This is a genomic window from Pirellulales bacterium, from assembly GCA_035546535.1.
GTDB lineage: Bacteria > Planctomycetota > Planctomycetia > Pirellulales > JACPPG01 > JACPPG01.
The window spans coordinates 21,828-44,936 of record DASZWQ010000208.1 but is presented as its reverse complement, the minus strand read 5'-3'; the positions used below and the strand labels follow the sequence as shown (position 1 = coordinate 44,936).

Genomic DNA, 23,109 nt, shown 5'->3' with positions numbered 1-23,109 from the left:
GCTGTTTCGGTTACGATCGATCGACGCGGAACGGCACCAGGTCGATATCGACCGGCTGGCCGAGGATGGTTTGTCGCATGACGACGGCCGTGCCTGGCGAGAGCTGCAAGCCGGCGCGGAAGTGCCCGGCCGCCACAAAAGCGTTCTCCCATCCCGGCACGCGGCCGAGATACGGTCGCCCATCCGGCGTCGTGGGCCGGAGCCCCGCCCAGGACGTCTCCATCTTCGCGGCCGATAGCGCCGGCACAAGCTCCGCGGCAAACCGAACGAGCGCGGCGATGGCCTCCGGGGTTGTTTGCTTCTCGAAGCCGACATCCTCTTCGGTCGAGCCGACCAGCACGCGGCCGTCGGCGCGAGGCACGAGGTATCGCTTGCCTTCGTTGATCACGCGTCGCAGCAAACCTGCTGGTGCTTCCAGCAGAGCAATCTGGCCACGAATGGGCTTCAGCGCGACGGTGATTCCCAGCCGGCCCAGCAATGCGCGACTCCACGACCCGCCGGTGATGCAGACCATGTCGGCCGAGTAGCGGCTCGTCGTCGTCCGCACGGCCGTGATGCGATTCCCAGACGTTTCGAACTCCTCGGCCGCCATTCCTTCGCTCAGTCGAACGCCGCGGGCCGTGCAGGCCGCCTTTAATGCACGTAAATGACGCGGATTGCGCAATTGCGCCTCGTCGGGAGCGAACAAAGCTGCGATTGATGGAAGGTTCGGGCCCTCGACCGCCAAGGCAGGCTCGATATCGCGCAGTTCCGCCGCCGACGGCAAGTCGGCCCAAATGCCTTGCCTGCACCAGGCGGCGGCCTGCTCGCGAAGCTCGATTGCTTCGCCAGCCGTTCGGGCGAGATAGAGGCCGCCGGTCCGTCGATACTCGTTATCGATGCCGGTCTCGTCACGCAGCTTCTCAGACCATCGCGGGTGCAGGTCGTGGCACAGTCGAATCAGCCGTTCGTCGGCGGTTTTTGGGTCGGCAATATTGCCCGGCGGCAGGATGCCGGCACCGGCCCAGGAGGCCTCTCGGCCGATCGAGCCGCGCTCGATGACGTGCACCGAAGCGCCCGCGCCGGCCAGTTCGTAGGCCAGCGAAAGGCCGATGACCCCGCCACCAATGATCAGACAATCTTCCATCTGCCGCTGCTCCCTCTCGCTGCCGGCGCAAGTCGCTGGCCAGAAACGGCCATTCTAGACCGTGACCAGGGAGCGTCGAGAGGCGTCGATCGCGACGCTGTGTCGCTTATCGGCCAGGACCGGCCTTGATGAGCCGCCTTAGCAAAAGCTCGTCGACGCGCCCTCGAAATCGCTCCCGACCATCGATTTCGACCACCGGCACGCACGTGTCGTAGCGCTCTCGGAGTAGGGGATCTTGGTCGATATCGACCTCGCGTGGCGAAAGTCCGTGCCGTCGCAATAGCGCCAGGGCGTCGTCGCACAGGTGGCAGCCAGAACGGGTGTAGAGGGTGACGTTCAAGGGGTCTGCTCTCAGCGGGCCGGACGCGGCTGCTGTTTCGCTCTCGGCCATAGAGGTGGAAGAGCAGTTGGCTTTGCACTCGCGCAACCAACGCCCAAGCATTCTAACAAGCCACCGAGTCAATCATCCGCGCGATCAGAAATGGTGCCCGTCCCGCGGCACTGCGCAGCAGCCGGCTTTTCGCGCCGAATGACGCCTCGCGCAGGCACGAAAATCTTGCGGCTGCGAACCCCATCAGCGACGCTCCTTTCGAGGTCCCGATCGACAGTAAAAAAGGGGCGCTACGGGGCTCATTTTGGAATGTCAAGGGTGTCAAAAAAATGGCCGCAAGTCTCTGTGTATAAGCCACTTGCGCGCGTCGCTTGCTTTCTGATCCGCCGGCCCGCTAGGATGAGATTGTAGGCCCTTGCCAGGCATCCCCACTGGGGACGTCAGGCAGGGGCTTTAGCGTCCAGTTTTGATGACGGACCGACCGGCTTGCGGATCACCTCGCAGGCCAGCCAGGGATTGGTGGCGAACCGCTTGTTGTCACTCATCCCTCGTTGCTTATCTCGGTGTGGTCCGCGATGCGTTCCCAACGACAATCGTACAAACGGGGTCCGGTCCCCCACGAACGGAGTACGGCCCCCCTGGCGCGCCCCGCTCGCCAAGGGGTACCGCTCAGCAAGCGCGCCCGCCTTGGGCAGCGCAACGAGAAGCTCCCGTTTGCGCCTCCGGAGAACTGGTACGAGCCGCGCGAAGACGGGTCGGGCTATCGCTTTGTCATCCAGGAGCCGGGGCCGGGCTATCGACACGTGGTGACCCCTCAGGAAGTGCGTGATCGGCTGGCCAAGCTGCCTTCGGCCTTCCTGAACCCGCTCGAAGTCGTCCAATTCAGCCGCATCACCCGAAAGAAACAGAGCTTCCCCTGCTACGGCATGCAGTGGGGAACGACGTTGTACCTCTACCCGATCGAAAAGGGGCTGGTCGAGTATTACGATCAGCCGCCGAAGCCGAATCAGCGGAACGAGGCCAACATGTACGGTGGCCGCTGGATACGCAACCCCGAGGGGGGCTGGAAGCTGGTCTGGACCGAGCAGGCGATCAAGGACTTCTATCTCAATAACATCCTGATTCACGAGCTCGGGCACCTGGTGGACGATCGCAATTCCCGCGCGATCGATCGCGAACGCTTCGCCGAGTGGTTTGCCGTGCGCCATGGCTATCAGCCGACCAACGGTGAGCGCAGCCGCCTGTTGAAGAGAACGGTCCGCCGCCGCCACCACGGCCAGCATTGATCGACCGCCGCGACCTGGCCGGTGACGCCCGTTTCCGTGACGCGAAGGGTCGCAATTCGTTGGACGGCCGCGGCGAGCCGCTTTTATAATGGTCGGCGGGGCTGTCGGCCGGCCCGGCGCTGCCGGTTGCCACGGCGACAGAACGGAACACGAGTAACGAGGGCCGAGCCTTGCCCATGCGCACGGCATCTACCACTCTCGCGATTTGCCTGCTTGCACTGTCCGGCTTGGTCGCTCAGCGAGCCACGGCGGCCGATGCGACTGATGACGCCATCGCGTCGATCAATGATTCGTTGACCAAGGCCGGCAAGGCCTTTCGCGACAAGAATGCCGCCGAGGCCGCGGCGGCCCTGGGCGAAGCGAAGACGACATTCCAGGCGGCAACCGCCGGGGACGTCTCGCCCGCGATGCGTGCGAAGCTCGACGCCCTCGGCGATCGTCTCGCGGCCGCCGAACGAGCGATCGCGCGGCTGGCGGCGCCGGTGGAATCGAAGGCTGCATCGGCGAAGAAGAGCAGCGCAAAGCCTGCGGTCACGCCGACGGCCAAAACCAAGAAACCGGCGAAGGCGCGCCGGGCAGCGCCCACAGGTCCCAGCTTCACCTCGGACGTGGCCCCGATTCTGATGGCCAAGTGCGGCAACTGCCACGTGCGCGGCGCGCGCGGAGGGCTGAGCATGGCTACCTTTGCTGCGCTCGAAAAGGGAACCCGCAACGGTCCTGTGATCCGCCCCGGTAGCGCCGCCGAGAGCCGCATGATCGATCTTGTCGCCACGGGCCAGATGCCCAAGGGAGATAACAAACTCACGCCTGAAGAATTGGCTACTCTATCGCGCTGGATCGATGCCGGTGCATTTTTTGATGGTGATGATCGCACGGCCCCCTTAGGACAGAAATCCGCTGGCGAAATGGAAGGACTCGTCAAAGCCACCGGGAAAGAAACCGTGCAATTCTCGCGCGACCTGGCGCCAGTGCTCCTCGAACAGTGCGCACGCTGCCATGGCGGCGACAACCCGGCAGGGCAACTGCGCCTGGAAACGTTTGCCGGGTTGCTTGCGGGCGGAGCGTCGGGCAAGGCGATCGAGGCCGACAAACCTACGGAAAGCCTGCTCTTGAATCGGTTACGCGGCATCGACGGCGACCGGATGCCGCTCGAAAAGCCGCCCCTGCCGGACGAGGTGATCGCGCGGTTCGAGACGTGGCTCAAGGAGGGAGCGAAGTTCGACGGCTCGGACGCCACGGCGTCGTTGCGCGTCGCGGTCGAGGAATCGCTGGCCGGCCGGATGACGCATGACGAACTAACCGCAAAGCGTGTCGTACAGGCACAAAAGCTGTGGGCCCTGGCCGCTCCGGACGAGGCGTCCGAGATGGTGCAGACCGCCAACTTCATTCTCATGGGCAACGTCTCGCCGGCCCGGCTGGCCGAAATCTCGCAGTTGGCCGAGGCCGAGCGTGCCAAGATCGTCAAACTGTTGAAGCTCGACCCGGCAGTGCCACTGGTGAAGGGGAGCCTGGTCGTTTTCGTCTTGAAGCGGCAATTCGATTACAGCGAATTCATACGCATGGTCGAAGGGCGCGAGGCTCCGCGCAACGCAGCCGGCCATGCCAGCGTGAAAGGATCCGATCTGTACGCTTGTCTAACGGCCAGTGTCGACAATGACGACATTCTTCCGGCACTCGTGGCCGAGCAAATTGCCGGCGGTTTCCTGCTCAACTTTGCCGATATGCCGCCGTGGTTCGCGGCTGGTGCGGCCCGCGCCATCGCCGCCCGTGTGGAACCAAGAAGCCCGCTCGTGAAACGCTGGGACGCGGAACTGCAAAACCTGCCGGCCACCGACAGCCCCGATAGTTTCGTCGCGGCCACGGTGTTCGACGCTGAGCTTGCCGCGCGTAGCTACGGTTTTGCCCGTACTCTGCTACAGAAGCTGCCGGCCTTTCAATCTCTCGTGGCCCATCTGGTCGACGGGCGCAATTTCGAACAGGCGGTCACGGACGTTTACCGCAATAATGCTCGGACACTCGTCGAATTGTGGCTGCGCGGCAAGCAGCGACGCGGATAGAAGCGACTGCCAGGAATAGTGTCCATTGCAGGCCCTATTCGCGCTGCGATTCTTTCTGAGCGCGATATCGCGCCTGTCGCTTGAGACTGTCGCGCGTCAGCGACGGTAGCAGCCAGCGTGCCGAAGCCGGCCACAGCGACGTGAGCTTGGCCAGCCAGCCGCGCGAGCGGGGCAGCGTAATTTCGAGTGGCCGCCGCGGTAGTGCGCGTTCGAAGATCGCGCGGCCCACGTCCTCGACCCTCAGAAATCGTTTAGCGCTGAAGGTCAGCGCAGCGGCCTCGTGTGTCATTTGCAGATCGAGCATTGGCGTTTCCACCGCATCGGGGCAGACGCACGTCACGCTCACGCCGTGAGATCGCAGTTCGTGAGCCACGGCCAACGAAAATCCGCGCACCGCAAATTTCGATGCCGAGTAAGAGGCGATGCCCGGGATCGGCGCGATGCCGGCCATCGAGGAGATATTGATGATGTGGCCATGCCCTTGGCGAACCATTTGTCGGGCAGCCGCTTGCGTGCCGAGCATCACGCCACGCGCGTTCACATCGATGTGCAGGAGCACTGTCTCCGGCGAAATCTCGTGAACGTAGCCGGGCTGGATCACACCCGCCACGTTCATCACGACGTCGAGCCGCCCGAACGTTTGCACGGCGCGGTCGATGACCGCCGGCCAGGCGTTTGCATCCCGCACGTCCAGGGGGCAGTGGTCGACCTGCGGTGCCCGCCAGCCGAGTCGCTGGGCCTCGCGTGCAAGTGCCGCGGCATCGAGGTCGGTCGCTAGCAACTGATGTCCAGCCGTCACCGCACGCTCGGCCAAATGCCGGCCGATGCCGCTGGCACAACCCGTTATGAGAAAGGCCTGTCTCGCGAGAGGGGGCATCGCCAAGGTGTATCAATTGCGGGAAGGTATGGCAATCGCCCGGGTTTTCGACGGATGGCGGCTGTCTCTTCCTGGCAAAGCGCCGCAGGTCCGGTTGATGCTAGCGTGCTGCCAACTTGGGGAATCGCGGCCTGCTGGCAATCTTGAGCCCCTCGGGCGTTTCGAGTACTCTTCGCCGTTCAATTTTTCGTCCAGGCGGTGCCCGTGCGCGCTTGCGCGGGATGAGACGTCGTGCAGTGAGTGCGGCGCCGGCTACAACGAGGGGTATGGATTACGACGTACAACGGTTTACGCGCCACTGCGCCGCGAGCGGCCGCGAGCTGGCGCCGGGCGAGGAGTTTTTTACGGCCTTGGTGGCCGAAGGGGCCGAAGTGCGCCGGCTCGACTTTGCCATCGATGCTTGGACGGGGCCGCCTGAGCGCTCTTTGGGATGGTGGAAATCGCGCGTGCCGACGCCGGACGCCAAACGACCGCGACTGGCCCCCAACGACGTGCTTTTGGAATTGTTCACGGGGCTCGAGGGGATCGAAGAGAAGGCCGACATGCGGCTCGTGATGGCGCTACTGCTCGTGCGGCGGCGCGTGCTCCGGCTGGAAAAACAAGAAACAGATGAACGCGGTCGAGAGACGCTCGTACTTTTTTCGCCGCGTGAGGATGCGACCTACCGCGTTGCCGCCGTGATGCCCGAGGCGGCGCGGGCCCAAGAAATTCAGGACGAACTGTCACGTTTGTTATACGCCGGATCGGAATGAAGCCCATCGCGAATCAAACTGCTGGCCGGCTTCGTGGTCCCACGGGGCGCTATGCGCTATGGCTGGCCGTGGTGCTGCTGTTAGTCGCCAGTAGCGGCGCGAGTTGCCCGGGCTTCATTACGTCGTATTCACCGGTGATGCCGCGCGTGTTGTCGGCGACGCCGACGTTGGCCGATGTAACGGCGGTGGTCAATAACAATAGCGGCAGGATCCATTCGCTCTATACGACCGACGCCGAGATTCATTCGCCAGGCGCGCCGAAAGCTCGAGCGAACATCGCGCTCGAGCGACCGCATCGCTTTCGCCTGCGGGCCGACACGCTGTTGACGGGCCCCGAGGTCGATTTAGGCAGCAACGATGAGCTGTTCTGGTTCTGGGTGCGCCGCGCGCCGGAGCCCGCTATCTATTTCTGCCGGCACGAACAGTTCTCGAATAGTGCCGCGCGGCAGATCCTGCCGGTCGAGCCCGAATGGCTGATCGACGCGCTCGGCGTCGCCACGCTCGATCCGGCGGGCGACCATACGGGCCCCGTGCCCGTGGGCGGCGGGCGGCTGCGCATCGAGACGCGGCTGCCGCACGCCGAAGGCGACCTCCGGCGGGTGATGATCATCGATGACTCGCGCGGCTGGGTCCTGGAACAGCATCTGTACGATCCGTCGGGCCAGCTATTGGCCTCGGCCTTGATGAGCGGGCATCGGCGCGACCCGCTGGCCAACGTGGTGCTGCCGAAGACCGTGAGAATCGTCTGGCCGCCGACGAAATTTGAAATGACGATCGACCTGAACAACGTCCAGGTGAACCAACTATCGGGCGACCCGCAGCAGATGTGGGCCATGCCGAATCTCGGCGCCAGCACGCCGCCGGTGAACCTGGCGGATCCGAACTTACATCTCGCGCCGGCGCAGCCGGCGCCGCCACCCCCGCCGGCGTACCCAGAGCCCACCGAAACGCCGCAGACGTCGCGCGGTAGGGGCGGATGGCTGAACTGGACGCGTTAGCACGTTGCTGTTGGACGCCGTTTCAAAATCGCGCGACCGGCCCACTGGGGGACGCACCAGTGGCACCCAGTCGGGTGGAGAACCCGCTTTGGTCTTAGTGGCCACCGCCGGCTGCCGCGGGCGCTGAATTGCCGAGCATCATGTTCGCGATGCGGGTGGTGGCCTCGTCGTCGTTATCCCACAGGTCCGCCAGGTTGCGGTGCATGCGCCGCGCGGCGGTTTGCAGGTAATAGCGACCGAGCTTCAGACCCCGCTGTCGCGCGCCCTCGTCGACATGATGATCGCGGAGGAGTGCGTCGAGCCGGTTGAGCACACAGCCCGAGACGTACAATTCGGTGGCGACGTCGGCAACGCGGCCGAGCTGATATTGCCGGTCCATGACACCTTCCTGGTACTTTCGGAGCAACCGTTCGACGTTCGTGCCCAGCGCGCCGACGAGCCGGCCGACCCGCGCGGCATCGTCTTGCAACTCGGTGCTGCGGACGGCGACCTCGGGCGAACTGAGCATCGAGCCGATGCGCCGGCTGGCAAAGCCGCCGATCTTGGTGATATTGCCGAAGGGGTTCATCAAGGCGTTGAGCACGCCTTTCAGCTCCAGGCCGACGTCGCGCATGCCGACAAGCGCCGAGAAGACGCGGAGCACATCGTTGGCGCCTTCGCCGATCATATTGATGCGCCCGTCGCGCATCATGCGCTCGTAAGGCTCGTCGGCAAAATACGCCTTGCCGCCGAAGATCTGGATCGTGTCGTTGATGATCCGCCACAGGACGTCGGTGGCGAAGACCTTGAGCATGGCGGTCTCGAGCATGTAGTCGTCTTCGCCGGCGTCGATCAGCGCCGCGGTCTGGTAGGTACACGACTCCATGGCGAAGGCGCCAGCGGCCATGTAGGCGATCTTGTCCTTTACCAGCTCGAACGAGCCGAGCGTTTCGCCGAATTGCACGCGTTGGTTGGCGTGCTGCGTAGCGCGCTCGACACAGAATTTCGCGGCTCCCGTGCAACTGGCGCCGAAGGTGGTACGGCCGAAGTCGAGTACCGTGAGCGCGATCTTCAGTCCCTTGCCCGTCTGACCGAGGATGTTCTCTTTGGGCACGAACATATCGTGGAAGGCGAGGCGCGCCGTGGCCGACCCGCGCACGCCGCACTTGGCCATCCGCTTTTCCACGACCTCGAAGCCCGGCATGTCGGGCGTGACGATAAAGGCCGTGATCTTCGTGTCGTCGCTGTGGGGGACTGGCGTGCGGGCCATGACGGTCAGCACGTTGGCAATGCCGCCGTTGGTGATCCAGCGCTTGTTGCCGTTGAGCACGTAGCCCTTGCCGTCAGGCGTGGGCGTGGCCCGCGTCTGCACGTTGGCGGCGTCGCTGCCGGCGTCGGGCTCGGTGAGCGCAAAGGCGCTGAGCCATTCGCCGCTGGCCGACTTGGGCAAGTATTTCTGCTGTTGCTCGGGAGTGCCGAAGAGAACCAAGGCACGCGGTCCGATCGAGTGATGAGCATTGACGAACAGCGCCGTGCCGCCGCAATGTCCACCGAGAACTTCCATCAATTGGCAATAAGCGGTCTGGCTGAAGTCCAGGCCGCCACAACTCTTGGGCAAGCACGCGCCTAGCACGCCGAGTTGACCAAGGCCGCGCACGACGTGCTCGGGGATTTCGGCATCGCGGTCGATTTGAGCGGCATCGATCTGCTCTTTGCAAAACTTGCGCAAGTCGGAGGCCAGCGAACGCGTCGCCAGGTCGGCGGCCAGGTCCGGATACGGTAGCAATCGATCGGCGAGGTATTGGCCGAAAAACAAACCTTTGGCAAAACCGAGTCGCGGTCCGCCATCTCCGAGCAACTCTTCCGCCTCGGCCACCTGTTTCTCGCGATTGGCGACGCTCATGGAATTCTCCCCTCCCGAAGGATCGATCGGTGCGATGCAAGTGCGGCATTATAAGCAACATCGCACTTGTTTGGCAGGAGGCGCGGGATGAGGAGAGTTGCCAAGGCTGTGGCCGAGGATCTGCGCCCCTCGGGGGCCTCGCCTCTCGATTTCCGGCCGAGCAGACACCGGCTCGAGAGACACGGCGCATGTTTTCGATGATGCAGGAAGCGCGGCCCGCAGTTCGACGCACAAAAAAACAGGCCGGCGTGCGCACGCCGGCCCGTGGAATGATTCGTGATCGTCGCGAATCGGTTGATCGGCTAGCTCAGCTTCGAAAGAGCTTCGATAGCGCGGCGCGTCACGTCGATGCCGCCGAGGCGGTCGGCCAACTTCTTGGCTTCCATCAACAACTCGACACTCAATGCACCATTGGCACCGTGACCTCTCCGAGGCCTGCCAAAGGTGGCTTTGATGTTGCTGACCTGTGCCGATGAAACGTCGATCCCCTTCGACTTCAACGACGCGATGATGTCCTTCGGGCGCGTCTCCATTCCCTGGGATGAAAACTCATCACGAATAGCTTGCGCCTTATTTACGGACCCTCGCTTACCACGTCCTGATACCTTCTTTGCCATGCGGAAAACACCCTTTCGAAACCGTAGCCCTAAGAACAAAAACCCTCCTCCCCTAACGCAGAGTAACAAGGTGGGCGTTTGCGACAACCCCTAGGGGGGGTGGTGAGTTACAACCAGCCACTTGGAAGAAATCGGAGCGCAACCGCGCTGTAACAGGACCAAATTGCGTTGTAACATCGCCACGCCCAGGAGCGCCGAAAAGTGGCTCTGCTACATCCCTAAAGCGCTCTCGCCTGCGACCAACGGACGTCACATCTTGTGTGTGAAATCTCGCGCACCGATGCGCGATAGTTCGCAATAACACTGCGATGACACGTTGCCTGACACGACAAAGTGGCGCTAGGAAAGCCCGCGATAGATGTGTTGAAAAAGCTGGTTCTTTTTCGACGTAAGCGGGCCAGGAGTCGTGTCGTCGCGCAGTGTGACGTACATCATGTTCATCTTCGCGTCGATATCGTCGGCATAGTGAACCAGGAGCGCCTCGGGAGTCATGGGAGGCTTGGGCGAGCCCCATTCGGGCAGTCGCTGATGCGCGACGATGATGTGTTCCAGCCTTAGCAGCAGGTCACCTTCGAGTGGGTGCCGGACCGTCGCCTCGCGCACGATATCGCGGCCCTGTAATATATGACCTACCAGCCGTCCGGCCGCCGTGTACTCGGCGCCCTCGGGCCGCCACTCGATTTCGCGCAGTTTGCCGATGTCGTGCAGGACCGCTCCGGCGATCACCAGGTCGCGATCCAGCGGCGGCCGCATGTCGGGGTAATATTCGACGTACTTATCGGCGAGATACACGGCCGTCCGCGTCACGCTGAGCACGTGCTCCAGGTATCCGGCGTAGTAGGCATGGTGGTTGCGCGTGGCGGCTGGCAGCGAGAGCAATGGCTCGCGATTCTCGTCGAGCAGGGCCAGCACCAGCCCGGCGAGCCCGGAGTTCTTGATTTCACTGGCGATCGCCCGCAGTTCAGCGAACATAGCCACCGGATCGAATCGCGACTGCGCAACAAACAGCCCGGGATCGAAGCCCTCGGCGGCGTCGGCTGCCACGACTTCACGAATCTTGCGGATGTCGAGCTGCGGGCCGTAGGTCGTATCGCGATAGGTCGCGCGCAGTTTGTAATAGGCGCCGGGCGTCCACTGCTTTCGACAATCCTCGGCCCACGGCGAGTCGGACCAGATGGGAAAGCTGACTTCGCGCCGGGCGTCGCGAAACGTGACTTTGAAGTAAGTCTTGCCGTCGCGCGTTTTCAATTCATCCTTGTTCTTGAGCAGCACGAACAAGTCGGCCTCCTGGCCATGCACCATATCGGCAAGCGCAACGATCGTGGCAGGACGAGTCGACATTGCGAGAGCTCCCTCGTGGCCATTCCGCTCGTGAAAGCCGCGGATGAAGCGGGCTTATTTATTGCTCAAACGAGCTCACGCTAGGCCGCATAAGAGCGCGCGTCAAGAAAGGGACGGTTATTTTGCCGTCGGGTGCTCCGCGCGCCAGGTGCGCCATTTGGTAAGCGCCGCTTCGCGGTCGTCGGGCTTCGCGAAACCGAGGGTCGCCGTGTTGAAGAGAATCGTGCCGTTGGGCTGAGCGCGTTCGAAGCCGAAGTCGGCCGGCTTTTGCCCGCTGAGGTGGATCATTACCGCCAGAGCGACGTCGCGGATCTGCGTTTCGATGACCTCGTTCTTGACGTTATTCGGATTTGGCGGGCCGTTCTTTGCGCCGCCGGTTTGCACCGCGATCTGCTGCTGCGCGCATACGGCATAATCCTCGAGCAATGGCTCCAACCGATCGATTTCGATGGGGCCGCCGAACTTACCCACGACCAGCAAGGCGTATTGCCGCATATGAGGGTTGCCGCCGCCGTCTTTCAGCATGGCGAGCGCTGGCTCGACGCCGTCGCGCACGTTGAAGGTCAGCGCCAGCATCATCGACTGGTAAGCGGCCGTGGGGTCGCTGGCGAAATCGCGGCGCACCCAACCGCCGACCAGCTTCTTCAAAAGCGGCGCGTAGTCGCCACCGGCGATGGCTTGTCGAAACGGTTGCTGGTAACAAAAGTTCGTCACGCACATGGCCGACTGCATGTTGACGGCCACGTTGTTGTCGGCGCCGATGAATAAGAGCGCCGCCACCGTGCCGACCGGGACCTGCCGCTCGGCTTGCCGGCCGGGAACCCGCATGCCTTCCTGAATCTGTTGGCAGCGTGCTTCGAAGGCCGTCGTGGCTTGTTGCACGCCGAGCTCCGCGGCTTCCAGCAACGCCGATTCATTGCGTTCGAGCTCGATAAACAGGCGCCGCGCAACGGGACTGTCGCCCACGAACTCGCGGAAACGCCGCCAGCCAGGCAGGTCATGGTCGCGCGTGCCGCCCACGTCGTCGATGAAATCGTCCAGACGCTGCTTAAAGTCGAGCTCCAGCACGTCCGACAGGACCAAGCGGGCCCGATAACGAACTTCGGCATCGGGTGACTCGAGCGCCTTCAATAATACCGCTTTCGCGGGCACGCCCACCTCGATCAGCGAGCGGGTCGCACGCTCGCGCACCCGAAACGATGACGCCCCGAGGTCTTGTACCAGGTTTGCAAGGCGCTGCGGATCGCGCGAATCCTGCCGTGCCGGGGGCGCGAGTTCGCTAGGTCCCAGGGCCAGGGCCGATGGCTGGGGCCATGTCGCCCCGATCAGAGCACCTAGGGCACACGCGAAGAGAAACCGGCCTCGGGTCACGCGCAGGGTCTCCGAAAAGAAAATCGCCAACGACTTTCATTTTAGCAACTGGCGGGCCAGACGGCATCACGTTTTCAGCAAAACCGGTCCAGCGCCGGTGGGCCACACGGCCGAGAATGGGGGTAATCCGCAACGCGTGATTCGGCTCTCAGCTTGCTCCGCCGATGACGAGCCATTAAGATCATCTGCACGGGATTTGCGGCCGCTTGCAGCCACGAACTGCTAAAGAGCCATCGCCAGCGGGTCGCCTGATAAAGCAGGCGGCGGCGATCCAGCTTGACCTGCGAATGCCGCGACCGCCCCTGGGCGGGAACGCGGTTTTTTTGTTGGTCGACGAAATCCCACGGCGTCGGTGCCTTGCGCCGACAGTTTTCAGTCTGGTGGGAGAACGTCCAATGTCCAAGCAAGTGCAGGCCCCGGGCCTCTCGACAATCGCCGTCCACGGGGGCGAGGATCGCCAGAAATTCGGCGATTCGATTACCGATCCCATTTTCTGCGCCTCGACCTATACCTTCGCCTCGACGCAGGCAGTGATCGATTTTCTGGAGGAGAAGCAGCCGCGCGAGGAGTACGGGCGCTACGGCAACCCCAGCGAGAAAGTCGTCGAGCGCAAGCTGGCGGCACTCGAAGGAGGGGGATCCGCGCTATTGTTTTCGACGGGCATGTCGGCCATCGTGGGCTTGCTGATGGCGAAGTTGAGCTCCGGCGACGAAGTCGTTTTCTTCGATGAGTGTTATCACCGCAGCCGCGAGTTCTGCACCAAGCACCTGGCGCGCTTCGGCGTGGTTACTCGGCAGGTCAAGGCGTGCGACTACGAAGCGATGGATGCCGCCGTCACGCCGAAGACGAAGCTGCTCATTAGCGAGTCGCCCACGAACCCTCACTTGAGCGTGGTCGATCTGGACCGCTTTGTCGACATCGGTCGTCGGCGCGGCGTGGAAACCTTGATCGATGCCACGCTCGGCACGCCGTACAACATCCGGCCGCTGGCCGCGGGCGTCGACTACGTGTTGCATTCGGCCACCAAGTATCTGGCCGGTCACAACGATCTATTGGCGGGAGTAATCGTCTCGACCGCCGAAAAGCTCGACCCGGTGCGCAACCTGCGCGGCATCATGGGGGCCATCAATTCGCCGCACAATATCTATCTGCTCGAGCGCGGGCTGAAGACGTTCGAACTGCGCATCCAGCGGCACAATCAAAACGGCCAGGCCGTGGCCGAATTCCTGGCCCGTCACCCGAAGATTGAAAAGGTGTATTATCCCGGTCTGCCTGATCATCCTCATCACGCCGTCGCAAAGAAAACCATGCGCGGATTTGGCGGGTTGGTGACGTTCCTCGTGAAGGGAGCCGACTGGCGTGCCACGGCTCGGGTCGTCGATGCCGTACGCCTGCCGCGCATCGGGCCAAGCCTGGGTGGCGTGGAATCGCTGATCGAGCAACCGCTCGTGATGAGTTATTACAGCCTGTCGCCTGAAGAGCGCCAGAAGTTCGGCATCCCCGACAACATGATTCGCCTGTCATGCGGTGTGGAAAACACCGAGGACCTGCTAGCCGACCTGGCGCAAGCGCTTGAGACGGTGTAGCCGAGTCTAGCGCAGCCGCGTTGGTTGTGGCGGTGGTTCCACGCGGCGCGCCTGGGCCAGGGCCGGATGCGTGCTGAGCCATGATTTGGCACGCTCGCGCGCTGCGTCCCAGTCGGCCAAGGTCGGCGTTGAGCCGACGTTGATCAGCCGCTCGTCCACAATGGCCGATAGATGCGCCACGGCCATATCGCAATGGCGGACCGGCACAGTGCCCGTATTCGGCGTGAGGTCCGTGCTATCAAGAAGTGCGGCCAGGAAGGGAATCCGGTTACCCGTGTAGCGATTCGAGATCCCTGCCACGACCGCTCGGAACGCGTCCGGCGAGATTTCCTTGTTGTCGCGCAGCAAGCCGAGCAGTAGCTGTTGATCGTCGCGGGGGCCGAAGTCCGCCACGATCGACGCGGCAGCGGCAATGTCCCGCCCGCTACCTTGGGAGGTTTCGGTCGTTTCGGCTCCGGTCAAGCTCTGGAGGCACAACCTCGCTGCGTCGATGGCAGCCTCCGTTGCCGGATGATCCGCGGCGTCAATCAACCGCACGGCCAGTGGCAGGGCGAAGAGTGCCCCCTGTGTGAGTTGTTCGGTCAGCACGCGCCCGACCTCATCTTGATCGGCGCTGGTGCGCAAGTAACGTACGAGTCCTGGATAGTCAGCCGGCGCCTTCCCCTCACAACAGGACGCCCAGCACGGCCGAATCACCTGCCACTCGTCCGGTGTCGGCTGTGGCCGTGGCACGTACGTCCGCAGGTTGATTTCTTGCAGTGGAATCGGCGGCCCGAAGCTGAACGAGTACATCTCGGCGAGCACGCGCTCGATCGGCCAGTGGTCGTATTCCAACCGAAATAGCGCCGCGATCGTGCCGGTGCGATGGCGGCCGCTCACACAATGAATCGCGATGGGGAAATTGTCCGGTTCGTCGAACAATCGAAAGAACTCTTCGAATTGCCAGGGGCTGACCCACGGCCAACAGGCCTCGCGTCCCATGGCCCACTGCAGGCTGCGGACGCCGAGTTCGGTGACGAATCGAGATTCGACGTCGCCCGTCGGCGCGCCCACGGCCAGCACTCCGCGGCGCAGGTGGTCGTCCTCCAGGCGCAGGTTGAGCACGGTTTTCACGTGGTGCCGTTCGGCGAGATAACGGATGCCTAGCTCGCTGGGTTGTGCGACGCGGTACAGCACGCCCGGCCGAACCACCTGGAACCGTTTGACGTGCTGGCGCCACAGAAAGTGATAGCCCAGCCCCGCCACGAGCGCCATCACGACGCCCATCGCCGCCAGGGCAATGCGGCGCCGTGAGTGAGCCACAGGCAAGGGAGCGTGTGCGGCCATGAAAAACAAATGCGCCGCGGCGGCGACAAACGGCAGTGAGCGCGAAACGGGCTTTGCGCGGCGCGGACGATAGCACAAGCGTGTAGGGTGGGTCAACGCGACGTCGGGGCCGAGCCGAAAAGGGATTGCTAGCATCGCCGCGCGTTCGACCGAATCACCCGCCATGCAAGTCCTAAAGATTGCGGCGCCGCTTATCTTGCTTCGATTCGCGAATCGCTGGTACACTCCGCAGCCCGCGCGAGAGCCGAATTCATTTCTTACCGGTTCTGCCCCTGCGGCAGCGCGGTCGGGTGCATCTGTCGGGCGACATGGAGGTCGCGCTTGCTATCGAAGTGGCCGATACGCGACAAGCTCCTGGTGGGCTTGGCGCTCCTGCTGGTGATCGTCGGCACGCTCTCCTGGGGCGGGCTGCAGGGGCTGTACGCCTATCGGGCCTTGGTGCGCAATCTACACGGCCGCGTCGAGACAGAGCTTCCGTTGTTGAACGAGTTCAGCAAGGGGGTGGGCGATTTGCGCGGCGCCTTAAGCGCCTCGAACATTGAATCCGGGGCGCGCGGCATCGCGGCCCGGGCGGTCGGCGAGGATTTCAAAGTCCGGCTGGCAAAGCTGGCCGATATTTTCGGCAGCTACCGTCACCAGTTCGGCAACGAAGGGCCGCAAAAAGCGACCTCGCGCGAGATCGAACAAGTCCTGTCGCGCATTCAGATGGCCCAATCCACGGGGGAATGGATCGTCGACGGTCGGGCGCGCGATCGGCTCAACGAAGACCTCCGCGATTTGCAACAGCTCTCCGGCAAGCTGCTCTTGGACTTTCAGGACGCTTTCGGCCTGGTGACCGATGACGCTCGGGACGAATACCGGGCGCTCATTATTCTCACATGGGTGACGAGCGTTAGCGCCGCCGTGATGCTGGCCCTGTTCGTGAAGCTCTTCTACCAGTGGATTTTCCTCCCCTTGCGCGTGTTGATTCAAGGCTCGCGCAAAGTGGCCTCGGGCGAGTTCACGCACCGCATTCACCTCGACGCCCATGATGAAATGTCGGAGCTGGCCGGCGCGATGAACGAAATGACCTCGCGTTTTCAGGCCATTCGCGATGATCTGGACCGGCAGGTTCAGGAGCGCACCAAGCAAGTGGTGCGCAGCGAGCAACTGGCGAGCGTCGGCTTCCTGGCGGCCGGCGTGGCGCACGAGATCAACAATCCACTGGCTTCGATCGCGCTCTGCGCCGAATCGCTCGAAGGGCGCATGGCCGACGTCGTGCCCACCGACGACGAGCAATTCACGATCGTCAAGAACTATCTGCGGATGATCCAGGATGAAGCTTTCCGCTGCAAGGACATCACCGAGCGGCTGCTGGATTTCGCCCGCATCGGCGAGGTCAAACGGCAGACAACCGACCTGCGCGAGCTGGTGCAGGGAGTGATCGAAATGGTCGGTCACCTAGGCAAGTACCAGGAAAAGCATCTCGACCTGGCGCCCGGCGGTCCGATTTGGGCTTCGGTCAATGCGCAAGAGATCAAGCAGGTGGTGCTGAATCTGCTGACCAACGGACTCGACAGCCTCGACCCCGGCGGCAACGTCCGGGTCGAGCTGCGCGAAGTCGACGACCAGGCCGAGATTCTCGTCACCGATAATGGCTGCGGCATGACGCCCGACGTGCTCGAGCAGATCTTCGAGCCGTTTTTCACGCGTCGCCGTAACGGTCAGGGCACAGGGCTAGGGCTGTCGATTGTGTACCGCATCATCGCGGACCACGAAGGGGCGATCGAAGTTCATAGTGATGGGCCGGGACGCGGCTCGACGTTCCGCGTACGCTTCCCGCTGGCCCATAGTCAGAAGGAGATCGAAGATCGCTACCAAGCCGCATAAACGATTGAAGCTGCTTTTTGCCGACGACGAGAAGTCGTTGCAGGGCTTGATGAGCCTCGAGCTGCCGCGCATGGGGCACGAGGTCACGGTCTGCCCCGACGGTCTCACCGCCGCCGCAGCGCTCGAACGCAATACGTATGACTGCATCCTGGTCGATCTCGATATGCCGGGCATGAACGGCATCGAGGTGATCAAGCGGGCCAAGAAGCTGTCGCCCGAGACCGAGGCCGTGGTTCTTACCGGCAAGTCATCGCTGGAGACGGCCGTGTCGGCTCTTCGCCAGGGCGCCTTCGATTACTTGACCAAGCCTTGCAAGCTGGTCGAGCTGGAAGGGCTGCTCGCCCGCGTGGCTGAGAAGCGTGAGCTGACCAACAAGTACAAGGCGCTCAAGCGACAGTTAGAACGCCTCGAAGGCGGCTCGCACCTGGTCGGCAACTCGCCGCAGATGGACAAGATTCGCGATCTGATCGCCAAGGTAGCGCCGTCGAACTCGACGGTGCTCGTGCGCGGCGAAACTGGCACCGGCAAGGAGCTGGTCGCGCGGGCCGTACACGATCAAAGCCTGCGCGCCGAGATGCCGTTCGTGGTCGTCAATTGCGGCGCGCTGCCCGAAAATTTGATCGAAAGCGAGTTGTTTGGGCATCGCAAGGGATCGTTCACCGGCGCCGACGAGCATCGCGTGGGCCTGTTCGAGGTGGCCAACGGCGGCACGATCTTCCTGGACGAGATCGGCGAGTTGCCAAAGGCCATGCAGGCCAAACTGCTGCGGGTGCTGGAAAGTGGCGAGATTCGCCGCGTGGGGGACAACGAGTCGCACATCGTGGACGTGCGTGTCGTGTGCGCGACGCATCGCGACCTCGAAGAAATGGTCAGCGAAGGAAATTTCCGCGAAGATTTGATGTACCGCATCAACACTTTCGAGGTGCTATTACCGGCATTGCGCCAGCGCACCGGCGACATTCCGGCGCTAGCGATGCACTTGTTGCAGCGCTTCCGCCCGCATCTGCGCCCCGGTGACGAAGCATTCACGCCCGATGCGATCCGCGCATTGGAAGGCCACGTGTGGCCCGGCAATGTCCGCGAACTGGCTAATGTAATCGAGCACGCGGCGATTCTGTGCGACGATGGCCCTGTCTCTTCGGCGCACTTGCCAATGAATTTTGGTCATCGCCGCCTGCAAGGACCGCATTTCAAGACGGTCGTCCCACAAACGCTGCAAGAGATCGAAATGCAGGCGATTCAACAGACCTTGGAACGCCATCAGGGGCAAAAGCCCAAGGCGGCGAAGGAATTGGGGATCAGCCTGAAGACGCTCTACAATAAGTTGAACCACGCAAGCAACTTGGAAGAGTCGGCGTAGCGGCGCTGTCGTAGCAACGTCATCTCGACCCGCTTCGTGCCATGCTTTTTCGCCGCAGGCGAATAAGCTGATGATCGACGATGTTTACGCTTTGGGCTGGTCTTTCGCTGGAATCGTCTTTTCCAAGACGACTTCGTAATCCCGAAATCCGAGCTTTCGGTAAAGACCGTGCGCCGCGTTGTTGGCCGCGAGAACGCCGACTCGAATTCTTTCCGCGCCATTGGCAAAGGCATAGTCCTCGGCAGCGCGCATCAATTGTTCGCCGATGCCTCGTCCACGATCGCTCTTGCGCACGTACAGATCCGTGACGTACGCATGATCGCGGTATTTCTCGATCACGCTGCTGGAGTGTACTTGCGACAGAACGCAGGCAAAGCCCGCGAAGCGGCCGTCTTCCTCCGCGATCAGCACCGCGCCGTTGTGATAGACACAGTCGGCGAGCAGCTCTTCAATGTAGTCAGCCGCCACAATCTCTGGCTCGACGCGATTGGGCTCGATCGTCCGCTCGAAGGTCTGCAGCTCGATGAAACAAAGCTCCAGGGCCGCGCGATCTTCGGATGTTGCTTTTCGAATCGTAGCCATATGACGCGTGTCCCCTGGGATGCGCCAACGACAGAACGCCTCGCCTAGTATCCTAGTGTAAAGGGCACTCGCCTGATTCGCATGCCCTTCGCCCGGGCATAATCCCTGCCGGCGGTGCGTGCGGTGCGGGTAATGGCAGGTTATGATGCCTGTCCTGCCTGAAATCCTTCCTACCGCTCCGCCCCCCGAGGAGGCGCCGATGTCCACGTGTTACGATCGTCGCGATTTCTTGAAACAGACGGCCGGGCTGGGTGCCGCCGCAGTTGCCGCTTCGGCTTTTCCTGGCGTTTTGCGTGCCGCGGCCGAGCGCACCCGTCCCAAGGTGGCCGCCGTGATTACCGAGTTTACGTACCGCAGCCACGCGCACGTCATTCTCGAGAATTTCCTGAAGCCATACCTTTTCAACGGCCAGCAAATCGACCCCGGATTCGATGTCGTGGGTATGTACATCGACCAGTTCCCCGAAGGAGAAATGGGGCGTGGCGTCTCGCGCGATTATCACATTCCCATCTTTCCTACGATCGCCGAGGCCCTGCGCTCAGGTGGTGACAAGCTGGCCGTCGACGCCGTGCTGTCGATCGGCGAACACGGCAAGTATCCGGTCAACGCCAAGGGACAGATGGAATACCCGCGGAAGCGGTTCTTCGACGAGATCGCCGCGGTCGTGCGCAGCGACGGTCGACCGGTGCCAGTCTTCAACGACAAGCATTTGTCATATCGCTGGGATTGGGCCAAGGAGATGTATGACACGGCGCGAGAATTGAAAATGCCTTTCATGGCGGGCAGCTCGGTACCGCTGGCCGAGCGGCGTCCGCCCTTGGAGTTGCCCGCGGGGGCCGAGATCGAGGACGCGATTTCGATTCACGGCGGGGGCGTCGAGTCGTACGATTTTCATGCCCTCGAGGTTCTGCAATCGCTTGTCGAAGCGCGCCAGGGAGGCGAGACGGGAGTCGCCCGGGTGCAGTTCCTCGAAGGCGATGCGTTGTGGAAAGAGGCCGACGAGGGCCTGTGGTCGATTCCACTGGCCACCGCCGCCATGGCCGCCGAGTTGGGGGCGGATCACGACCTGACGCGCTGTTTGTCGTCGCGCGGCAAGACGCCCAGCGGCGATGCGGTGCCCATCCACGGCATTCGCGTGACCTACCGCGATGGCTTTGGCGCCACGGCCCTTGCCGTTGGCAGCAGCGGCACGCGCTGGAATTTTGCCTGCCGGCTGAAAGGCGAATCGCAGCCGCGGGCCACGGCATTCTACGTCGGCCCGTGGCAGAACCGGAATCTATTCAAGGCTTTGTCACATGCCATTCAGGAGTTCTTCCGCGCGGGCCGTGCACCGTATCCGGTCGAGCGCACGCTGTTGGTCAGTGGCATCTTGGACTTTGCCATGGACTCGCGGCAGCAGGGCAATAAGGTGATCGAGACGCCGCCATTGGCCGTGGCTTACAAACCATTGGACTACCGTGCCATGCGCGAATACGGCGCGACGTGGAAGATCATCACCGAAGACATTCCCGAGCCGAAGGGAATCGGGCTCGCAGAGAAGGGAAAGTGAGTTTCCGACGCTATTGGTAGGTTGGACCGACGATCGCGCACGTGTTAGGCTGACGCGCTCACGAGGCGGCGGTTAAATCCACCGCACCGCCGGGTGCGTATTGTCACTAATAGCCCCGAGTTTACAGCCCTCTGCCAGTTCTTCGTCGCAGTAAAGGAGCCCACCAACTATGAAAATTGCCGTCAGAAAAAACGCCGCCTTGTTATCGCTATTCATCGCCGGAGCACTCACGAGCATGGCCCATGCCGAACCGAAGGCCGGAGACGAGGCCCCTGATTTCACCATGCAGGGGACCGACGGCAAGACCTACAAGTTGAGCGATTTCAAAGGTAAGCAAGCCGTGGTGCTGGCCTGGTTCCCGAAGGCGAAGACGCCGGGCTGCACGCTGGAGTGCAAGTCGTTCCGCGAATTCGGCAAAGATTTACGCGCCTACGACGTGGCCTATTTCACGGCAAGCTGCGATACACCGGAATTCAACAAGGAATTCTCCGAAATGCACACGCTCGACTTCCCGATCCTCAGCGATCCCGACAAGAGCGTAGCGAAAGCCTATGGCGTAGTGCATGACCAGCGGCTGGTACCCGAGCGCTGGACGTTCTACATCGGCAAGGACGGCAAGATTCTGTACGTGGACAAAGAGGTCAAGACCGCTGCCCACGGCAAAGACGTGGCCGCCAAGCTTGATGAGCTGAAGGTCGCGAAGAAGTAGTTCCTCGCGGACCGCGAGCATAAAGCGCTTTCACGACAGGCCCTCTTCCCGTGCAGGAGAGGGCCTTTCTTTTGCGCGTCGGTTACCGCGTGCTAGTCGCGCATGGACGAGTTCTAGGTTCCGACCTATTCTCTATCCGTCGGTCGCATCTCAGCCACTCGTCCTTCAACCACATCGCTCGCATGACCGATTCTTCGGCCGCCAAACCTTCGGAATCCACCGCACCGACCGGAGCCACGGCCGCCGAGGCGGCAGATCAAAGTCAGGCTCAGCCCGGTGCACGGCGCGCGGCTTTGGTGTTCATCTTCGTCACCGTCGTGCTCGACGTGCTGGCCCTGGGGATCATCATTCCCGTGCTGCCCGAGCTGGTGAAGCAGTTCCTCGGTGGCGACACCCGCCGCGCGGCCGAAATCTTTGGCGTGTTCGGGCTGATGTGGGGAATGATGCAGTTCATCTTCTCGCCGGTGATGGGAACGCTCTCCGATCGATTTGGGCGGCGCCCCGTGTTGCTGATTTCCACGTTCGGGCTGGGTCTGGACTACGTGCTGATGGCGCTGGCGCCGACCTTGAGTTGGCTATTCGTCGGGCGTGTCATCTCGGGCATCACATCGGCCAGCTTCACCACGGCCGCGGCGTATATTGCCGATGTCACGCCCGCGCACAAGCGCGCCGGCGGCTTCGGCATGCTCAGCGCCGCCTGGGGCCTGGGCTTCGTATTGGGACCGGCCCTGGGGGGCACATTGGGCGAGATCGATCTGCGGTTGCCGTTCTGGGTAGCGGCCGGCTGCACGCTGTTGAGCGCCGCCTATGGGCTTTTCGTCCTGCCCGAATCCTTGCCGCGCGAGAAGCGCGCGGCGTTCAGCTTCCGACGCGCCAATCCGATCGGCGCGTTGGCTCTGCTTCGCTCGCATCCCGAGTTGTTGGGCCTGGCCGCGGTGTTGCAGATTTATTTTCTGGCCCACGAGGTGCTGCCGAGCACGTTCGTTCTCTACACCGACTATCGCTACGGTTGGAGCCAGCAGGCCGTGGGACTGACATTGGCCACGGCGGGCGTCTGCTCGATGTTCGTGCAAGGGCTGCTCGTGCAGCCGTTTGTGCGCCGCTTTGGAGAGCGGCGCGGCATGATCGCGGGTCTCGTGTTTGGCACGATCGGCATGGCGATTTTCGGATTGGCCACGGTCGGGCCTGTCTTTCTGTGTGGCCTGCCTTTTATCTCGCTGTGGGGACTCTTCGGCCCGTCGGCCCAGAGCTTGATGACGCAGCGCGTGGGTCCGAGCGAGCAGGGAAAGTTGCAAGGGGCGCTTAATGGGCTGCGAGGCATGGCCGATATGGCAGGGCCGGTCGTGTTCACCACGACCTTCGCGGCCTTCATCGAGACAGGCCGCGGCTTCGAGCTGCCGGGGGCGTCGTTCCTGTTGGGGGCGCTATTGCTCTTGTGCGCCGCGGCGCTGGCATGGCGCGTCACGCGGGCGAAATAGCCTGGCGTGATT

The 23,109-nt window shown here is 62.7% G+C and carries 19 protein-coding genes; 10 read left to right on the top strand and 9 right to left on the bottom strand.

Annotated elements, in window-relative coordinates; genetic code table 11:
• Window positions 1-10 precede the first annotated feature (10 nt).
• Both thiO and VHD36_24685 read right to left on the bottom strand, forming a co-directional pair.
• A complete protein-coding gene (gene thiO, locus VHD36_24690) occupies window positions 11-1,126 on the bottom strand; it encodes a glycine oxidase ThiO (GenBank protein HVU90543.1) in 1,116 nt (371 codons plus the stop codon).
• 106 nt (window positions 1,127-1,232) lie between these two features.
• Window positions 1,233-1,466 (bottom strand): glutaredoxin family protein, encoded by a 234-nt coding sequence (locus VHD36_24685; GenBank protein HVU90542.1) that lies wholly within the window; start codon window positions 1,464-1,466, stop codon window positions 1,233-1,235.
• 566 nt (window positions 1,467-2,032) lie between these two features.
• On the opposite strand from VHD36_24685, the gene VHD36_24680 reads away from it, so the two are divergent.
• Complete coding sequence (locus VHD36_24680) at window positions 2,033-2,743, top strand: hypothetical protein (protein ID HVU90541.1); 711 nt, start codon at window positions 2,033-2,035, stop codon at window positions 2,741-2,743.
• A gap of 176 nt (window positions 2,744-2,919) precedes the next feature.
• Window positions 2,920-4,800, top strand: coding sequence for a c-type cytochrome domain-containing protein (locus VHD36_24675; GenBank protein ID HVU90540.1), 1,881 nt, complete (start codon window positions 2,920-2,922; stop codon window positions 4,798-4,800).
• Between the two features lie 34 nt (window positions 4,801-4,834).
• On the opposite strand, the gene VHD36_24670 is transcribed toward VHD36_24675, so the two are convergent.
• Complete coding sequence (locus VHD36_24670; protein ID HVU90539.1) at window positions 4,835-5,677, bottom strand: SDR family oxidoreductase; 843 nt, start codon at window positions 5,675-5,677, stop codon at window positions 4,835-4,837.
• Window positions 5,678-5,943: 266 nt separating this feature from the next.
• Here VHD36_24670 and VHD36_24665 point away from each other — a divergent pair, with 266 nt between their 5' ends.
• Window positions 5,944-6,429: a hypothetical protein gene (locus tag VHD36_24665; protein ID HVU90538.1), complete on the top strand. Its 486-nt coding sequence runs from the start codon at window positions 5,944-5,946 to the stop codon at window positions 6,427-6,429.
• A complete protein-coding gene (locus tag VHD36_24660; protein ID HVU90537.1) occupies window positions 6,426-7,427 on the top strand; it encodes a hypothetical protein in 1,002 nt (333 codons plus the stop codon). The genes VHD36_24665 and VHD36_24660 overlap by 4 nt, the downstream gene beginning before the upstream one ends.
• Before the next feature lie 94 nt (window positions 7,428-7,521).
• Here VHD36_24660 and VHD36_24655 read toward each other — a convergent pair whose 3' ends face one another.
• The 4 genes from VHD36_24655 to VHD36_24640 all read right to left on the bottom strand — a co-directional run bounded on the left by VHD36_24655 (window position 7,522) and on the right by VHD36_24640 (window position 12,638).
• Entirely contained in the window at window positions 7,522-9,309 is a 1,788-nt protein-coding gene (locus VHD36_24655) for an acyl-CoA dehydrogenase family protein (GenBank protein HVU90536.1), read from the bottom strand.
• 302 nt (window positions 9,310-9,611) lie between these two features.
• On the bottom strand, window positions 9,612-9,926 hold the full coding sequence (locus VHD36_24650) for a hypothetical protein (protein HVU90535.1): 315 nt from the start codon (window positions 9,924-9,926) through the stop codon (window positions 9,612-9,614).
• Between the two features lie 339 nt (window positions 9,927-10,265).
• Window positions 10,266-11,267, bottom strand: a complete 1,002-nt coding sequence (locus VHD36_24645) for an HD domain-containing protein (GenBank protein HVU90534.1) — start codon at window positions 11,265-11,267, stop codon at window positions 10,266-10,268.
• A gap of 117 nt (window positions 11,268-11,384) precedes the next feature.
• A complete protein-coding gene (locus tag VHD36_24640) occupies window positions 11,385-12,638 on the bottom strand; it encodes a hypothetical protein (GenBank protein HVU90533.1) in 1,254 nt (417 codons plus the stop codon).
• A 395-nt stretch (window positions 12,639-13,033) separates the two neighbouring features.
• Here VHD36_24640 and VHD36_24635 point away from each other — a divergent pair, with 395 nt between their 5' ends.
• Window positions 13,034-14,224, top strand: a complete 1,191-nt coding sequence (locus tag VHD36_24635) for an aminotransferase class I/II-fold pyridoxal phosphate-dependent enzyme (GenBank protein ID HVU90532.1) — start codon at window positions 13,034-13,036, stop codon at window positions 14,222-14,224.
• Window positions 14,225-14,230: 6 nt separating this feature from the next.
• On the opposite strand, the gene VHD36_24630 is transcribed toward VHD36_24635, so the two are convergent.
• Window positions 14,231-15,550 (bottom strand): tyrosine-protein phosphatase, encoded by a 1,320-nt coding sequence (locus tag VHD36_24630; protein HVU90531.1) that lies wholly within the window; start codon window positions 15,548-15,550, stop codon window positions 14,231-14,233.
• Window positions 15,551-15,871: 321 nt separating this feature from the next.
• Here VHD36_24630 and VHD36_24625 point away from each other — a divergent pair, with 321 nt between their 5' ends.
• On the top strand, window positions 15,872-17,419 hold the full coding sequence (locus VHD36_24625; GenBank protein ID HVU90530.1) for a HAMP domain-containing sensor histidine kinase: 1,548 nt from the start codon (window positions 15,872-15,874) through the stop codon (window positions 17,417-17,419).
• A 4-nt stretch (window positions 17,420-17,423) separates the two neighbouring features.
• On the top strand, window positions 17,424-18,779 hold the full coding sequence (locus VHD36_24620; protein ID HVU90529.1) for a sigma-54 dependent transcriptional regulator: 1,356 nt from the start codon (window positions 17,424-17,426) through the stop codon (window positions 18,777-18,779).
• Window positions 18,780-18,863: 84 nt separating this feature from the next.
• Here VHD36_24620 and VHD36_24615 read toward each other — a convergent pair whose 3' ends face one another.
• Entirely contained in the window at window positions 18,864-19,361 is a 498-nt protein-coding gene (locus VHD36_24615) for a GNAT family N-acetyltransferase (protein ID HVU90528.1), read from the bottom strand.
• A gap of 199 nt (window positions 19,362-19,560) precedes the next feature.
• Between VHD36_24615 and VHD36_24610 the strand changes: the two genes are divergently transcribed.
• The 3 genes from VHD36_24610 to VHD36_24600 all read left to right on the top strand — a co-directional run bounded on the left by VHD36_24610 (window position 19,561) and on the right by VHD36_24600 (window position 23,097).
• Entirely contained in the window at window positions 19,561-20,910 is a 1,350-nt protein-coding gene (locus VHD36_24610; protein ID HVU90527.1) for a twin-arginine translocation signal domain-containing protein, read from the top strand.
• A 169-nt stretch (window positions 20,911-21,079) separates the two neighbouring features.
• Complete coding sequence (locus VHD36_24605) at window positions 21,080-21,619, top strand: peroxiredoxin (GenBank protein ID HVU90526.1); 540 nt, start codon at window positions 21,080-21,082, stop codon at window positions 21,617-21,619.
• Window positions 21,620-21,801: 182 nt separating this feature from the next.
• Window positions 21,802-23,097 (top strand): TCR/Tet family MFS transporter, encoded by a 1,296-nt coding sequence (locus tag VHD36_24600; GenBank protein HVU90525.1) that lies wholly within the window; start codon window positions 21,802-21,804, stop codon window positions 23,095-23,097.
• Window positions 23,098-23,109 lie beyond the last annotated feature (12 nt).

What these genes read in the sequence shown, in the direction of transcription:
- VHD36_24670 (HVU90539.1), bottom strand. Translation starts at nt 5,677, where the DNA reads ATGCCCCCTCTCGCGAGACAGGCCTTTCTCATAACGGGTTGTGCCAGC.
- VHD36_24615 (HVU90528.1), bottom strand. Translation starts at nt 19,361, where the DNA reads ATGGCTACGATTCGAAAAGCAACATCCGAAGATCGCGCGGCCCTGGAG.
- thiO (HVU90543.1), bottom strand. Translation starts at nt 1,126, where the DNA reads ATGGAAGATTGTCTGATCATTGGTGGCGGGGTCATCGGCCTTTCGCTG.
- VHD36_24675 (HVU90540.1), top strand. Translation starts at nt 2,920, where the DNA reads ATGCGCACGGCATCTACCACTCTCGCGATTTGCCTGCTTGCACTGTCC.
- VHD36_24610 (HVU90527.1), top strand. Translation starts at nt 19,561, where the DNA reads ATGTCCACGTGTTACGATCGTCGCGATTTCTTGAAACAGACGGCCGGG.
- VHD36_24605 (HVU90526.1), top strand. Translation starts at nt 21,080, where the DNA reads ATGAAAATTGCCGTCAGAAAAAACGCCGCCTTGTTATCGCTATTCATC.
- VHD36_24635 (HVU90532.1), top strand. Translation starts at nt 13,034, where the DNA reads ATGTCCAAGCAAGTGCAGGCCCCGGGCCTCTCGACAATCGCCGTCCAC.
- VHD36_24645 (HVU90534.1), bottom strand. Translation starts at nt 11,267, where the DNA reads ATGTCGACTCGTCCTGCCACGATCGTTGCGCTTGCCGATATGGTGCAT.
- VHD36_24660 (HVU90537.1), top strand. Translation starts at nt 6,426, where the DNA reads ATGAAGCCCATCGCGAATCAAACTGCTGGCCGGCTTCGTGGTCCCACG.
- VHD36_24665 (HVU90538.1), top strand. Translation starts at nt 5,944, where the DNA reads ATGGATTACGACGTACAACGGTTTACGCGCCACTGCGCCGCGAGCGGC.
- VHD36_24630 (HVU90531.1), bottom strand. Translation starts at nt 15,550, where the DNA reads ATGGCCGCACACGCTCCCTTGCCTGTGGCTCACTCACGGCGCCGCATT.
- VHD36_24650 (HVU90535.1), bottom strand. Translation starts at nt 9,926, where the DNA reads ATGGCAAAGAAGGTATCAGGACGTGGTAAGCGAGGGTCCGTAAATAAG.
- VHD36_24600 (HVU90525.1), top strand. Translation starts at nt 21,802, where the DNA reads ATGACCGATTCTTCGGCCGCCAAACCTTCGGAATCCACCGCACCGACC.
- VHD36_24655 (HVU90536.1), bottom strand. Translation starts at nt 9,309, where the DNA reads ATGAGCGTCGCCAATCGCGAGAAACAGGTGGCCGAGGCGGAAGAGTTG.
- VHD36_24680 (HVU90541.1), top strand. Translation starts at nt 2,033, where the DNA reads ATGCGTTCCCAACGACAATCGTACAAACGGGGTCCGGTCCCCCACGAA.